This is a genomic window from Streptomyces sp. NPDC107517 (assembly GCF_055582645.1).
Genome location: NZ_JBVJPM010000006.1, coordinates 302,721 through 316,027 on the forward strand (window position 1 = coordinate 302,721; position 13,307 = coordinate 316,027).

14 protein-coding genes and 1 tRNA gene are annotated in these 13,307 nt (G+C 69.4%); 6 read left to right on the forward strand and 9 right to left on the reverse strand.

Features of this window, described 5'->3' with window-relative positions; all coding sequences use genetic code 11:
- Positions 1–57: 57 nt before the first annotated feature.
- On the forward strand, positions 58–669 hold the full coding sequence (locus tag ACZ67T_RS17305; RefSeq protein WP_469984820.1) for a TetR/AcrR family transcriptional regulator: 612 nt from the start codon (positions 58–60) through the stop codon (positions 667–669).
- Positions 670–698: 29 nt separating this feature from the next.
- Here the strand turns inward: ACZ67T_RS17305 and ACZ67T_RS17310 are convergent, their stop codons facing one another.
- The 3 genes from ACZ67T_RS17310 to ACZ67T_RS17320 form a co-directional block, all read right to left on the reverse strand.
- Positions 699–1,328 (reverse strand): TetR/AcrR family transcriptional regulator, encoded by a 630-nt coding sequence (locus tag ACZ67T_RS17310; RefSeq protein ID WP_469984822.1) that lies wholly within the window; start codon positions 1,326–1,328, stop codon positions 699–701.
- Positions 1,329–1,469: 141 nt separating this feature from the next.
- Positions 1,470–1,706: a chaplin gene (locus ACZ67T_RS17315; protein WP_469984824.1), complete on the reverse strand. Its 237-nt coding sequence runs from the start codon at positions 1,704–1,706 to the stop codon at positions 1,470–1,472.
- A gap of 116 nt (positions 1,707–1,822) precedes the next feature.
- Complete coding sequence (locus tag ACZ67T_RS17320) at positions 1,823–2,650, reverse strand: SDR family NAD(P)-dependent oxidoreductase (protein ID WP_469984825.1); 828 nt, start codon at positions 2,648–2,650, stop codon at positions 1,823–1,825.
- A gap of 154 nt (positions 2,651–2,804) precedes the next feature.
- Here ACZ67T_RS17320 and ACZ67T_RS17325 point away from each other — a divergent pair, with 154 nt between their 5' ends.
- Positions 2,805–3,290 carry a Ser-Thr-rich GPI-anchored membrane family protein gene (locus tag ACZ67T_RS17325; RefSeq protein ID WP_469984827.1) on the forward strand — a complete coding sequence of 162 codons (486 nt, stop codon included), beginning with the start codon at positions 2,805–2,807 and terminating at the stop codon, positions 3,288–3,290.
- On the opposite strand, the gene ACZ67T_RS17330 is transcribed toward ACZ67T_RS17325, so the two are convergent.
- A complete protein-coding gene (locus ACZ67T_RS17330; protein WP_469984829.1) occupies positions 3,260–3,670 on the reverse strand; it encodes a Fur family transcriptional regulator in 411 nt (136 codons plus the stop codon). The genes ACZ67T_RS17325 and ACZ67T_RS17330 overlap by 31 nt on opposite strands.
- Before the next feature lie 466 nt (positions 3,671–4,136).
- Between ACZ67T_RS17330 and katG the strand changes: the two genes are divergently transcribed.
- Positions 4,137–6,368 (forward strand): catalase/peroxidase HPI, encoded by a 2,232-nt coding sequence (gene katG, locus ACZ67T_RS17335; RefSeq protein WP_469984830.1) that lies wholly within the window; start codon positions 4,137–4,139, stop codon positions 6,366–6,368.
- 101 nt (positions 6,369–6,469) lie between these two features.
- On the opposite strand, the gene ACZ67T_RS17340 is transcribed toward katG, so the two are convergent.
- The gene (locus ACZ67T_RS17340) at positions 6,470–7,021 is read right to left on the reverse strand and encodes an HPP family protein (protein WP_469984832.1); all 552 of its coding nucleotides are present in this window, start codon (positions 7,019–7,021) and stop codon (positions 6,470–6,472) included.
- Positions 7,022–7,353: 332 nt separating this feature from the next.
- On the opposite strand from ACZ67T_RS17340, the gene ACZ67T_RS17345 reads away from it, so the two are divergent.
- The 3 genes from ACZ67T_RS17345 (at position 7,354) to ACZ67T_RS17355 (ending at position 9,184) form a co-directional block, all read left to right on the forward strand.
- Positions 7,354–7,929 (forward strand): hypothetical protein, encoded by a 576-nt coding sequence (locus tag ACZ67T_RS17345; protein ID WP_469984833.1) that lies wholly within the window; start codon positions 7,354–7,356, stop codon positions 7,927–7,929.
- A 117-nt stretch (positions 7,930–8,046) separates the two neighbouring features.
- A complete protein-coding gene (locus ACZ67T_RS17350) occupies positions 8,047–8,838 on the forward strand; it encodes a hypothetical protein (protein WP_469984835.1) in 792 nt (263 codons plus the stop codon).
- A gap of 169 nt (positions 8,839–9,007) precedes the next feature.
- Positions 9,008–9,184, forward strand: coding sequence for a hypothetical protein (locus tag ACZ67T_RS17355; protein WP_469984837.1), 177 nt, complete (start codon positions 9,008–9,010; stop codon positions 9,182–9,184).
- Between the two features lie 183 nt (positions 9,185–9,367).
- Here the strand turns inward: ACZ67T_RS17355 and ACZ67T_RS17360 are convergent.
- The 4 genes from ACZ67T_RS17360 to ACZ67T_RS17375 form a co-directional block, all read right to left on the reverse strand.
- Positions 9,368–9,441 (reverse strand) — tRNA-Met (locus ACZ67T_RS17360).
- Between the two features lie 60 nt (positions 9,442–9,501).
- Positions 9,502–10,839 (reverse strand): enolase C-terminal domain-like protein, encoded by a 1,338-nt coding sequence (locus tag ACZ67T_RS17365; protein WP_469984839.1) that lies wholly within the window; start codon positions 10,837–10,839, stop codon positions 9,502–9,504.
- Between the two features lie 40 nt (positions 10,840–10,879).
- Positions 10,880–12,217, reverse strand: coding sequence for a gluconate:H+ symporter (locus tag ACZ67T_RS17370; protein WP_469984841.1), 1,338 nt, complete (start codon positions 12,215–12,217; stop codon positions 10,880–10,882).
- A 93-nt stretch (positions 12,218–12,310) separates the two neighbouring features.
- Positions 12,311–13,270 (reverse strand): 5-dehydro-4-deoxyglucarate dehydratase, encoded by a 960-nt coding sequence (locus ACZ67T_RS17375; protein WP_469984843.1) that lies wholly within the window; start codon positions 13,268–13,270, stop codon positions 12,311–12,313.
- Positions 13,271–13,307 lie beyond the last annotated feature (37 nt).

A 13,307-nucleotide genomic window follows, 5' to 3' on the forward strand; every position in this document is an offset into this window, starting at 1 on the left:
CGTACCACTAACGGAGGGACCTCCGCTTTGACTCCGCCGGAACCGAAGCCCGTCGGCATGCCCCCAGACACGTCCCCGGCCGCCGACCACGCAGGGCGCGCCGAACGCCCCCTGCGCGCCGATGCCCAGCGCAACCGCGAGAACCTCGTCGCGGTCGCACGGGCAGTCTTCGCCGCCGCCGAGGGCGCCGTCGCCTTGGAGGGCATCGCCCGCGAGGCAGGCGTCGGGATCGGCACGCTCTATCGCCACTTCCCCACGCGCGAGGCGCTCGTCGAGGCCGTCTACGCCGCCGAGCTCGACGCCGTCACCACGAGCGCTCCCGCCCTGCTCGAGGAGTTCCCGCCCGATGTCGCACTCCGCGCCTGGCTGGACAACTACGCGAAGTTCACGGCGACGAAGCGGGGGATGCTCGACACGCTGCGGGCCGGATGGGCCTCGGGGCGGATCACGACGCCGACCACGCGCGAACGGATCACGGCTGCGATCGGCACGATCCTGACGGCGGGAGCGCGAGCGGGCTCGCTGCGTGGAGACGTCGACCCGGATGACGTCACCGCGATCGTCTTCGGCGCGTTTTTGTCGACGGCCGCCAACAGTGACACTCCGGAGCAGACGGGCCGGCTGCTCGACCTGGTCGTCGACGCCGTGCGCCCGAAGTCGCAGTCGTAGGAGGGCCGGACCACGTCAGCCGGATCACGTCATTCCGCGCTGAATCTGCCGAGCAGCCCCAGCGTCGTGTCCAGCGCCGCCTCCAGATGGGCGATGCTGCCGGTGGCCATGAGGACGGCCACTCCGCCCTGCACGGAGGCGACCAGAGCGGCGGCCGTACGGTCGGCGTCCAGCGCGGGGTCCATCCGCCCGCTTGCCTGCATGCACCGCACGCCGTCCCTCAGCGCGGACTGCCACTGGGCGAGCAGTTGCCCCGTCAGCTGCTGGGCGGCGGGCGTTCTGCGGCCCAGCTCGGTCATGAGAACACCCAACGGGCAGTTGACGCCCTGCCGTTCGTAACGCCGGACGACCGCGTCGCGCCAGTCGCGCCACGCCTGCCAGGTGTCCAGCCGGCCGAGGTCGTCCAGGTGGGGCTGCTGGTCCTCCAGGATCCGTTCCGCCTCCAGGGCGGCGACGGCGAGGAGCAGCTCCTCCTTGCCGCCGGGGAAGTAGTGGAAGATCTGGCTCTTGCTCGTCGCGGTGCGGGCGCGGATGTCGTCGAGCGTGGTCGTGGCAGCGCCACGCGCTTTGATCTCGGTGGCCGCACCTTCGACGATGCGCAGCCGTGTCGCGGCGCCTTTCGGGGTCAGGCGTGCCGCTGTCGTCCCGCTGGCGACCATGGATTCCCTCGCTCCCGCTGTGGACCTGCTGGTCCATTTTACGCGGAGGCAGCCGGGTCACGCTGGTACCGCCGCCCCGGAACAGGTGGGGCCCGCCCGGAGTCTCCCGGGCGGGCCCAGCCATGGTGCTCCGGCGCCAGATCAGCGGTTGGAGCAGTGGTTGCCGATCGCGGGGTTGAGCAGACCGATGATGCTGACGGTGTTGCCGCAGACGTTGATCGGCACGTCGATCGGTACCTGGACGACGTTGCCGGAGAGGAAACCGGGCGAGTTGGCGGCGAAGCCGTCCGCGTCGGTGTCGGCGCTGGCCACACCGGCCCCCGCGAGGACCGTGACGGCGCCGAGGGCGGCAGTGACGATAAAGGTCCGGATACGCATTCTTCTCCTCAAGTGAGACGACGGTACTTCCGGACCAATAACACCCCTGTCACCCGCCACACGCGATTCATTGCACCCATCAGGGGCGTGGCGGGTGACAGGGCGCAGCCAGACGATCAGCTCGGGAACATCCCCGCCGTCGCGTTGATCCACGTACCCGTGATCGAGGAGGCCGCGTCCGACGCGAGGAAGGTCGCGAGTGCGGCGATGTCCGCGATCCTCGGTGAACGCCTGGTCATGCGCAGGCTGTCCAGGTGGGCGAGCACCCCCTGGAGGGCCGCTTCGTCCATGTCCGGGGCGCCGGCCCCCGCCAGCTTCTCCGGCGTCAGCGTGTCCGCGACACCTGCGGTCCAGATGCCCAGGGCACGCACGCCGGACGGGCCCAGTTCCTGCGCGAGCTGGCGGATCAGCGCGTCCGTCGCGCCGTCGGCGGCGCCGGTGCCGCCCAGCATCGGGGTGCCGTTCCTGGAGCCGCTGTCGAGGGAGAGGATCACTCCCCCGCCCTGGTCGACCATGCGCCGGGCGGCGGCTCGCGCGGTGATGAACTGGCAGGAGATGCCCTGCACGACCGGCCGTGTGTAGTCGTCGACGGACATGTCCGTGAGCGGGATGCCCTGGAGGTCGCCTCGTGGCACGAGGTTGAAGGAGATGTCGATCCGGCCGGCCCGCTCGACCACCGCGTCCGCCTGAGCCTCCACGGCCTCTTCGTCCAGGGCGTCGACGACGTCGTACTCCGCTCCCACCTCGGCCGAAGCCTTCCGCAGGGTGTCCTCCGTGCGTCCCGCAAGGAAGACCCGTGCGCCCGCGTCCGTGTACGCCCGCGCCACACCCGCTCCCAGCGAGCCGGCTCCGCCGTAGATGACCGCGACCTTGCCCTTCAGCGCGTCCGTGAGCATGGGGCCCTCCTCTTCTCGGCCGGACGCCGCGTGCGTCCACTGCTTCATAGGACTCATCGTCCGCCGAAACTCATCGCCGCACCGGCAGATCGTTCACAGGAGCGGCACCCCATGGGGTGAAGCTTGCGGGCCACCCGTTCCCCGCCGAGGACATGTGGGAGGGGTATGGCCGTACCTCCCGCCACCGGAACGAGGTCGTCACATGCTCCGCACCAGGTTCCTGTCCGTCGCCGCCGCATCGCTGTTCGTCTGGCTCGGCCCGGCGGCGCCGGCGGTCTGCGAACCGCCCGATGCCACGATCACCGTCACGTCGCCGGCCGCCGACTCCGTGCACCCCGTGGACAGCAGTCTCTTCGTGCGGTGGCGCAACGACACGGGACAGGAGGTCGACGTCTGGCTGACGCAGGGCGACGGTGAGGGCGGGGCGCAGCGCGTGTTCAAGCTGGCCTCGAAAGCGAGCAGCAAACCGGAGACCGAGCTGGTCGCGGCGGTGCCCCCGGTGCCGGACGGCGCCGACTACACCGTCGAGGTCACGACCCGGGACACGGGGGTACGCGGCTACAGCGCCCCCTTCGAGGTGGGCCCGGCGCCGGCCGACCCCCGGGCCGTCGGCACCGGATCCGGTTCCGAAAGTGCCGCCGCGCTGCTCAGCCGGCTTCAGGCGCAGGACGGGCACAGCCCCCGGTAGGTCACCTCGACCTTGGACACTCTGAAGCCGAACCGCTCCTGGTCCGGGAGGCCGGAGAGCGGGTCGCCGGTCGGATGGACGTCGCGGATGATTCCGCAGCCGGAGCACACCAAGTGCTGGTGCGGCCGGTGCGCGTTCGGGTCGTAGCGCTTCGCCCGGCCGTCGGTGGAGACCTCTATGACCTCGCCCAGCGCGACCAGCTCGCCCAGCGCGTTGTACACGGTGGCCCTGGAGATCTCGGGCAGCCGCTGCACCGCGCGGGCGTGCACCTCGTCGGCCGTGAGATGCACATGATCACCGTCGAGAACCTCCGCCACGACGCGCCGCTGAGAGGTCATCCGCCAGCCACGCCCCCGCAGTCGCTCAAGCAGGCCACTCATATCGGTTCACCTTTTCAGGTTGGGTGGGATACCCGAGGTTGACCGGCGCACTCCCGGTCCCATCGGAAATGTGGTTGGTGCACTTCTTGACTTGGATTCTGTCCATCGTAGGATCGGTTATGGCGATAGCCAAGGGACAGGAAGACTCCAGTGCGGCGGGAGACAGAAGTTGATCAGCTCCGAGGGGCGCGCGACCGTGCGTCGGTCGTCGCTCTCCCCACGCCGCCTGAGGCCCCACGCGCACTCGACGCGGCCGAATTCGTACCGCTTCGCCTCACTTTGAGCCGTAGTGTCGAACTGTCCCGGAAGACCGCGGCCTCGCGATCGACACGATCCGCTCGACCAGCGCTCGTGTCTCGATCGTCTGGATCGACGAGGCTGAGGCCGTCCACGGGGCCCGCGCCCCACCCGTTCCACCGCCGTAGTTCCTGAGCAGTGTGATCCGCCCCGTCCGGAAGGATTCCCAATGTCTGAGAACCAAGATGCGATCGTCACAGACGCGAAAACACAGGACGGAGGAGGCTGCCCGGTCGTGCACGGGAGCGCCCCGTACCCGACGCAGGGCAACGGCGCGAACAGCCAGTGGTGGCCGCAGAGGCTCAACCTGAAGATCCTTGCCAAGAACCCCGCCGTGGCCAACCCGCTCGGCGAGGAGTTCGACTACGCCGCGGCGTTCAAGACCCTCGACCTCGCCGAGGTCAAGCAGGACATCGCGGAGGTGCTGACCACCTCGAAGGACTGGTGGCCCGCCGACTTCGGCCACTACGGACCGTTCATGATCCGCATGGCGTGGCACAGCGCCGGCACCTACCGGATCAGCGACGGCCGTGGTGGCGCCGACACCGGGCAGCAGCGCTTCGCCCCGCTCAACAGCTGGCCGGACAACGGGAACCTGGACAAGGCCCGCCGTCTGCTGTGGCCCGTCAAGAAGAAGTACGGCAAGAACCTGTCGTGGGCCGACCTCATGATCCTCACGGGCAATGTCGCCCTGGAGACGATGGGCTTCGACACCTTCGGCTTCGGCGGCGGACGTGTCGACGCCTGGGAGCCCGACGACGACGTCTACTGGGGTCCCGAGAAGACCTGGCTCGGCGACGAGCGCTACACGGGCGACCGTGAGCTGGAGAACCCGCTCGCCGCGGTCCAGATGGGTCTCATCTACGTCAACCCGGAGGGCCCCAACGGCAACCCGGACCCGCTCGCCGCGGCCCGCGACATCCGCGAGACGTTCCGCCGGATGGCGATGAACGACGAGGAGACGGTCGCCCTGATCGCCGGCGGCCACACCTTCGGCAAGACCCATGGTGCGGGCCCCGCGGAGGAGGTCGGTGAGGCCCCCGAGGCCGCCCCGATCGAGGAGATGGGCCTCGGCTGGAAGAACGCGTTCGGTACCGGCAAGGGCGACGACGCGATCACCAGTGGTCTGGAGGGGATCTGGACGAACACCCCGACCACCTGGGACAACACCTTCTTCGACATCCTCTTCGGCTACGAGTGGGAGCTCTTCCAGAGCCCCGCAGGCGCGAACCAGTGGCGGCCGAAGGAGGGCGCGGGTGCGGGCTCCGTACCCGACGCCCACGACGCGTCGAAGAGCCACGCTCCCACGATGCTCACGACGGACCTCTCGCTCCGGTTCGACCCGACCTACGAGCCGATCTCGCGCCGCTTCCACGAGAACCCGGCCGAGTTCGCGGACGCCTTCGCCCGTGCGTGGTTCAAGCTGACCCACCGCGACATGGGCCCGATCGTGCGCTACCTCGGCCCGGAGGTCCCGAGCGAGGAGCTGCTGTGGCAGGACCCGCTCCCTGCGGTGACGCACCCGCTCGTCGACGCCTCTGACGTCGCCGCCCTCAAGGACCAGGTCCTGGCCTCGGGCCTGACGGTCCCTCAGCTCGTCTCCACGGCCTGGGCGTCGGCCTCGTCCTTCCGCGCCAGCGACAAGCGCGGCGGCGCGAACGGTGCGCGCATCCGCCTCCAGCCGCAGAGCGGCTGGGAGGTCAACCAGCCCGACGAGCTGGCGGCCGTGCTGCGCACGCTGGAGGGGGTCCGGCAGACCTTCAACAGCGCCCAGTCCGGTGGCAAGCAGATCTCTCTCGCCGACCTGATCGTGCTCGCCGGCGCGGCGGGCGTCGAGAAGGCCGCCAAGGACGCGGGCTCCGACATCCAGGTGCCCTTCACGCCGGGGCGTGCGGACGCCACTCAGGAGCAGACCGACGTGGAGTCGTTCTCCGCGCTCGAGCCGTCCGCCGACGGGTTCCGCAACTACCTCGGCAAGGGCAACCGCCTGCCGGCCGAGTACCTGCTCATCGACAAGGCGAACCTGCTCGACCTGAGCGCCCCCGAGCTGACGGTCCTCGTCGGCGGCCTGCGCGTCCTCGGCGCGAACTACGGGCAGTCGGCGCACGGCGTCCTCACCAAGACCCCCGGGTCGCTGACCAACGACTTCTTCGTCAACCTGCTCGACCTGGACACGACGTGGAGCTCGACGGGCGGCGACGCCAGCACCTTCGAGGGCCGCGACGCCTCGGGCAAGGTCATCTGGACGGGCACGCGTGCCGACCTCGTCTTCGGGTCGAACTCCGAGCTGCGCGCGGTCTCGGAGGTCTACGCGAGTGATGACGCGAAGGAGAAGTTCGTGACGGACTTCGTCGCCGCGTGGGACAAGGTCATGAACCTGGACCGGTTCGACCTCTCCTGATCACACGAAGTCCGGGCCGGCCTGCAGTGGGCCGGCCCGGACTTCGGCGTTTGCGCATCATGACTCCGGCTGCGCCGGCGCGCGACGCGCCGTCCCGGAGGTCACCACCAGTACGCCGGGTACTTCGGCGCGCCGCGCCGCACCCGAGAGGCCGCGAAGCCGGTCAGCACGAGCAGCACGGTGGAGCCGAACAGCAGCGGCACGAAGGGGCCGGGGGCCGGCGTCTGGAGTACGACGATGACGGCGGTGGCGCAGGCCGCCGAGTGCGGGGTACGGGCGAGCATCGTCGCGGCGAGTGTGATGCCTCCCGCCAGTGCCGCCGCCCACGGGCTGCTGCTCGTGAGCGCGAGGACCGCGTAACCGGCCCCGGCGCCGAGCAGGTGGCCGAGCACGATGCTCCGGGGTTGGGCCAGGGGCAGAGTGGGAGCGCTGTGCACGAGGGCTGCGCTCGCGGCCAGCGGCGGTATCAGGACCGGCTCGTGAATCATCGCGCCGATCGCCACCAGCCCGAGCAGGACAGCGGTGACCGCGCTGATGCTGTGGAGGGCCGCCGCCGCGGTGGGCCGGGCCGGTGCCCGGCCGACTCGGCGCGGCGTGCGGGGCGAATCGGGGGCGGGAGTGGGCTGCTGGCGCAGCACGGAATCGGTGCTCACGGTGACGTTTTCTGGGGCAGGCGGCTCGCGGCCGGCAGGACGACGGGAGAAGGAACGGTCGTAGCTGCGCGGAGCACACCTCTGTGATCAACAGTGGTTCTGACCTTGCGCCTGTCCGGGTGGGGCGGGCGCAGTCCGGAAGCGATTTTACCTGCTTAGCCGGGGGCGCCGGGTGTGGGGGCGGCCGATCACCCGGCACGTCCGGCCGAAGCGTCGGCGCCACCGCGCGCAGAGCACACCGCACGCGAGCCACGGCAGCCCTGCCCCACCCTGAACAGACCCTGACCGAAAGCTTGTTGAACGGTCTCAGGGCGCGCGGGAGCATTCGACCCATGGACGAACCCGGCGCTTGCTACGAGATCCGCTACAAGTGGACCGCTCCGGCCTGGCTGGCTCTGGCGTTCGCCGTGCTCATCGGTGTGGGATTCGTCCCCGGCGCCGAACCTCCGGGGAACGACCACATCGAGCTGATCTTCACGCCCTACGTGGTCCTGGTCCTGTCGGCCGCCGCCCTCCGTCGGACCGCTGTACACATCGGCCCCCGAGGCATCACTCTGGGCAGCCTGCTGATCTTCCGCAGACCGGAGTTCCTTCCCTGGCCGGAGATCGTGTCCGTCACCTTCTCGGACGCCGTGCGGGGGCCGGGACGGTTTCGGCACTCGGAACTCGAAGTGCGTCACCGCAGGGGCCCCGCCCCGCCACCGCAACCGGCCACGTCCCCCGCACTGCGCGATCTGGACGCGTATCTGTCGACGCAGGTGGATCCCGCCTTCGTCGAGGCCTTCCGCGGAACCAAGGGGTCCACCCGTTCCATGGCGCTGTGCGAGGTGGACGCCGGACGCCTCGAACGGGCTGTACGGGCCTTCGCTCCGCAGGTCCACGTCTTCGGCGACGTCGGCCGACCATGACGATACGGCCAAGGATCCGGCTGAACGCATGCGTCATACAAGGGAGTTGAGTGACCATGGAGGCACCTTCAAAGGCGGGCCGGGGAGCGATCGACACGTACGGGGGGCGGGGGCAGCATGGCCGAACGAGAGGGGCCGCGGCCGTCGCACCGTACGGGGGCGACCGCATCCGCCCTGGGCTCGGGCTGCTTCCCGTGGATGGTGCTCGCGGTTCTGATCGCCCTGGCCTCCGGGCTGTTCCTGTTGCCCAACCGCCCCGGACCCGGGAACGGCCACCCCGGCGGGGGTGAACAGCAGGCCTATATCGACGAGATCGACAAGGCGCGGCATCAGCTCTTCAAAGGTGAACTCATTCGCACCAGTACGGAGTCGCTGCATCTTGTGGCAGGCGGCGATCCGCTCCTCTACCGGGCCCAGGTCCTGGGCAGTTGGCGCTCGGACGGAGCCGGTGAGACGCACTCCGAGACCGAGGCGGGTGCTCAGATCGGCGTGAAGTTGCACTGTTCGGGTGCCCAAGTGCGGTGCACGCCACTGTCGTCGGAGCGTCAGAACGTCATCTCCGGGAAGGACGCGGCGACATGGCTGTGGGACGTGAGCGCCGAGAATGCGGGGACCGTCACCCTGTCCATGACGGTGACGGCCTACTACAAGGACACCGACACCGTGCTCGTTGAAAAGTCGCCCGCGACGGCCCACGTCGAGGTGGCAGCCCGGCCCGGCGACCGCTTCGCATGGATGAAACAGGCGTGGCGGTGGATTTCCGGCGCGATCACGAGCCTGGGCGGGCTCGCCGTGTCCGTGACGGCCGTCATCACCCTGGCGGTGCTCGTGGCCCGCCGTACGCCCCGGGCACCCGACCGTGAGCCCGGCAACGACGACACCGACGCGGACACCAACTCGCCCTCCTGAGCGTCTCAGAGTGCCGCGACACTACGTGAGGCCAAGGTCACAGTTTCGCGCGGAGCGGCCGACTCCACGCCCAAATTCCCAGGTCAGGGCCGACCGCACGGCAACTCCCGACCTCCGCCCCGCGGTGCGGGGACGCCGATTGTCACACCGACCCTCTAGGCTTCTTCACATGTCCACCACTCCGATCCCTGGTTCCGTGCGGTCCGCCGACGATCTGAACGAAGAGATTCGCTGTCTGATGCTGTGCAGCGGTGGCCGGTTGAGCGCGGAGCAGCGCCGGGAGTACGAAGTCCTCGTCGTCGAGTGGTCCGCGGCGATACGTGGCGAGGTTGTGAAGGCCGCGTAAGTGCCGGGCCTGCCGTCCGCGACGACCGACCCGGCCGAGCACGTACGACCGAGGGTGTTCCAGGCGCCTGAACCGGCAGTCCGGCCCGTGTGGCCACTCCGGCGCGCGACCGGGCCCGCATCCCGTATCGGCTCCGATTACAGCAAGGCCCGGATCCAGAAGGATCCGGGCCTTGACCGTCAGTAGCGGGGACAGGATTTGAACCTGCGACCTCTGGGTTATGAGCCCAGCGAGCTACCGAGCTGCTCCACCCCGCGTCGGCAGACACCACCGTACGCCATCGCAGCCGGTCCCCATGACCATGTGCCCGCCGAGCGCTAGCGGACGAGGCACGGGCGCTTGCTGTCGAACTGCCAGTCCGGGACGAGATACCGCATGCCGATGGCGTCGTCGCGCGCGCCGAGGGCCTTCGTCCTGTAGAGGTCGTGGGCCGCGAGGAGCCGGTCCATGTCGAGCTGGACGCCCAGGCCCGGGGCGTCAGGCACGGCGATCTCACCGTCGACGATCCGAGGCGGAGCGGTGGTGAGGCGCTCCAGGCCTTCCTGCCAGATCCAGTGGGTGTCCAGGGCGTTGTACTCGCCGGGAGCGGCGGCTCCGCAGTGGGTCACCATGGCGAGGGAGATGTCGAAGTGGTTGTTGGAGTGGCAGCCCCAGGTCAGGCCCATCGCGTTGCAGAGCTGGGCCACGCGGACCGAGCCCTGCATGGTCCAGAAGTGCGGGTCGGCCAGCGGGATGGAGACCGACTGGAGGGCCAGGGCGTGGGTGAGCTGGCGCCAGTCCGTGGCGATCATGTTGGTCGCGGTGGGCAGGCCCGTGGCACGGCGGAACTCGGCGAGGATCTCCCGGCCGGAGTAGCCGCCTTCGGCTCCGCAGGGGTCCTCGGCGTAGGCGAGGGTGCCGGACAGGGGCGTGCACAGCTCGATCGCCTCGCGCAGCGACCACGCGCCGTTGGGGTCGAGGGTGATCCTGGCCTCGGGGAAGCGGTTCTTCAGCGCCTGTACGGCCTTGACCTCCTCGGCCCCTTCGAGAACGCCGCCCTTGAGCTTGAAGTCACGGAATCCGTACCGGTCGTAAGCGGCTTCGGCCTGGCGGACGATCGCTTCGGGTGTCAGGGCCTCTTCGTGCCGGATGCGGTGCCAGTCGACGGCCGCGTCGGGTTCGCGGACGTATTCCAGGTCGGTGCGGCCGGGGTCACCGACGTAGAAGAGGTATCCCAACACCCTTACGGATTCGCGCTGTTGGCCGTCGCCGAGGAGTGCCGCGACGGGGACGTCGAGGTGCTGTCCCAGGAGGTCGAGCATCGCCGACTCGACGGCGGTGACGGCGTGGACGGTGGTGCGCAGGTCGAAGGTCTGGGCGCCTCGTCCGCCCGCGTCGCGGTCGGCGAACCTGGCTCCGATCTCGCGCAGGACACGCTTGTAGTCGCCCACCTTCGCGCCGACCACGAGGGACTCGGCGTCGCGCAGGGTCTGGGTGATCTTCTCGCCGCCCGGCACCTCGCCCAGGCCGGTGCGGCCTTCCGAGTCACGCAGGACGACGATGTTGCGGGTGAAGTAGGGGCTGTGCGCGCCGGAGAGATTGAGTTCCATGCAGTCCCGGCCGGCGACCGGATACACGGCGAACGCGGTGACGGTCGGCTGCTTGCTCAAGGTCATTGCGGTTCCTGTGGTCAGAAGGTGTGTGGGTTGATGTGTGTCACAGGCTCAGGAGGTCCAAGGCCCATTCCATGGCAAGTACGCCGCCCAGGCCCAGCACCGCGAGCACTGTCGTGTACGTGGTCCTGACCTTGATCGCGTCGATGACCGAGAGGTTGAAGTACTCCTTGAAGAGCCAGAATCCGGGGTCGTTCACATGGGAGAACGCGATCGAACCGCAGGAGACGGCGAGCACCATGATTTCGGGGTGGATCCCGCTGCCCGCGAGCAGCGGAAGCACCACGCCGGACGCCGTGACGACGGCGACCGTCGCCGAGCCGAGGGCCACGCGGAGGATGACCGCGATGAGCCACGCCAGGATGAGGGGCGAGATGGCCCAGCTGTCCGTGACGTCCTTGATGTAGTCGGAGATTCCGCCCTCCACGAGGACGTTCTTGAAGGCGCCGCCGGCGCCGATGACCAGGAGGATCATCGCCATCGCCTGGGCCGCCGAGGCGCAGGAGGCGCTGACCTCCGCAAGACTGCGGCCGATGCGCGGTCCGAAGGCCCATATCGCCAGGAGCAGCGTCAGCATGAGCGCGATCGGTGCCGAGCCGATGAACGCGACCGCGTTCAGGAGCGGGCTCTCGCCGGACGTGACCATGTCGATCACCGCGGCGCCCGCGATCAGGACCACGGGGAAGAGGGCCACGAGCAGCGACCAGCCCATGCCGGGCATCTCTTCGTCGGTGAACTCGCGGTCACTGACCAGACCCTTGGGGATGGACGGGTTCATCGCCTTGACGAACGGCAGACGCGGCCACGCGAGGGCGATGAGCGCTCCGGCAGGTACGGCGATGAAGAGGCCGTAGAACAGGGTGTGTCCGACGGAGGCGTGGAAGGTCGCGGCGACGGCGGTGGGGCCGGGGTGCGGCGGGAGGAAGCTGTGCATGGTGGACAGGGCGATCGACATCGGCAGCCCGACCCACAGCAGCTTCGCGCCGGTGACCCGCACGAGGGTGAACGCGATGGGCACGATGATGATGAAGGCGACCTCGTAGAACATGGTGACGCCGATGAGCATGGACGTGACCACCATGGCCACCTGGACCCAGCGCGGTCCGAAGGCGTCGAGGAGCCGGTTGGCTATGCGCTGCGCCGCTCCGGAGTCCCCCATGACACGGCCGACCATGGCGCCGAGGCCGATGGTCAGCATCGTGTCGCCGATCTGGCCGCCGATGCCCTCCGAGAGGACGTCCGGGATCGTCGCCGCCGGAATCCCCTGCACCAGCGCGACGCCGATGGCCACGAGGAGGAGGGCGGCGAACCCGTTCATTCTGAGCCTGGTCATGAGGAAGAGCAGAATCAGAACGCTGATTCCCACTACAACGAGAGGCAAGTCAGTTCCCCTTTGAACTGTGGAGCGCGGGTCGGGCGGTTACGGGGGTGTGCGCGTCGAAGCGGCATGGCTTCAACTGCCTGTGCCTGAAGGTCAGTCGACGCGCCGTACCGCTCCGACGAGGTGCAGCCCGGCGTCCAGTACCTTCTCGAGATCCGCGAGGTCGGCCGGGGACGGGTCGGTGAGCGGGGCACGTACGGGGCCGACCGGGAGGCCCCGCAGCCGTGCCGCGGCCTTGACCAGGGAGACGGCGTAGCCCGGGACGCGGTCGCGCAGGTCCACCAGGGGAACGTAGAAGTCGCGCAGCAGCTTGTTCACCGCCTCGTCGTCGCCCCCACGCAGAGCGGCGAAGAAGGCGTTCGCGATCTCGGGCGCGAAGGCGTGGACCGCGGAGGAGTAGGCGGGCACACCGACGGTTGCGTAGGCGCGGGCCTGCATCTCGGCCGTGGCGGCGCCGTTGAAGAAGAGAAAGCCGTCGGGTGCGGCGAGTGTCAGGCGCTGGAGCCGGTCGAGATCGGAGTGCCCGTCCTTCAGACCGATGACGGTAGGGATCTCGGCGATCCGGCGCAGGGCATCGGCGCTGAAAGTGACCTGGTCGCGCTGGTACGCGATCAGCGGCAGCCAGGTGCCCGCGGCGATCCGGCGCAACTGCTCCACCAGCCCGTCCTGCGGGGCGCCGACCAGGTAGTGCGGCAGCACGAGGAGGGCGTCCGCGCCTTCGTCCTGCGCGATCCGGGCGAACCGCAGCGCCTGCGACCAGCCATAGCCAATACCCGCGACGACCGGCATCCGCCCGTCGGCGACCTCGACCGTGACCCTGACGACGGCCCGGTACTCCTCCTCGTCCAGCGAGAAGAACTCCCCCGTTCCGCAGGCGGGGAAGACCACGCCGGGAGCGCTGGCCAACTGGGCGGTCAGATACGTCCGGTAGGCGTCCACGTCGAGACTGCCGTCGTCGCGAAGGCTCGTGAGCGGGAAGGACAGCACCCCCTTCGCCATCCCCTCACGCAGCTTCTGCGTGACGTCCTCGGGTTGCGTGCCGACCTCATTCATAGATCTGATCCCCATATGCAGATGGCGTCCATGTATG

Bases quoted from the DNA above. Each gene is read 5' to 3' on its own strand.
- ACZ67T_RS17305 (WP_469984820.1), top strand. From the start codon at position 58: ATGCCCCCAGACACGTCCCCGGCCGCCGACCACGCAGGGCGCGCCGAA.
- ACZ67T_RS17310 (WP_469984822.1), bottom strand. From the start codon at position 1,328: ATGGTCGCCAGCGGGACGACAGCGGCACGCCTGACCCCGAAAGGCGCC.
- ACZ67T_RS17315 (WP_469984824.1), bottom strand. From the start codon at position 1,706: ATGCGTATCCGGACCTTTATCGTCACTGCCGCCCTCGGCGCCGTCACG.
- ACZ67T_RS17320 (WP_469984825.1), bottom strand. From the start codon at position 2,650: ATGAAGCAGTGGACGCACGCGGCGTCCGGCCGAGAAGAGGAGGGCCCC.
- ACZ67T_RS17325 (WP_469984827.1), top strand. From the start codon at position 2,805: ATGCTCCGCACCAGGTTCCTGTCCGTCGCCGCCGCATCGCTGTTCGTC.
- ACZ67T_RS17330 (WP_469984829.1), bottom strand. From the start codon at position 3,670: ATGAGTGGCCTGCTTGAGCGACTGCGGGGGCGTGGCTGGCGGATGACC.
- katG (WP_469984830.1), top strand. From the start codon at position 4,137: ATGTCTGAGAACCAAGATGCGATCGTCACAGACGCGAAAACACAGGAC.
- ACZ67T_RS17345 (WP_469984833.1), top strand. From the start codon at position 7,354: ATGGACGAACCCGGCGCTTGCTACGAGATCCGCTACAAGTGGACCGCT.
- ACZ67T_RS17350 (WP_469984835.1), top strand. From the start codon at position 8,047: ATGGCCGAACGAGAGGGGCCGCGGCCGTCGCACCGTACGGGGGCGACC.
- ACZ67T_RS17355 (WP_469984837.1), top strand. From the start codon at position 9,008: ATGTCCACCACTCCGATCCCTGGTTCCGTGCGGTCCGCCGACGATCTG.
- ACZ67T_RS17365 (WP_469984839.1), bottom strand. From the start codon at position 10,839: ATGACCTTGAGCAAGCAGCCGACCGTCACCGCGTTCGCCGTGTATCCG.
- ACZ67T_RS17375 (WP_469984843.1), bottom strand. From the start codon at position 13,270: ATGAATGAGGTCGGCACGCAACCCGAGGACGTCACGCAGAAGCTGCGT.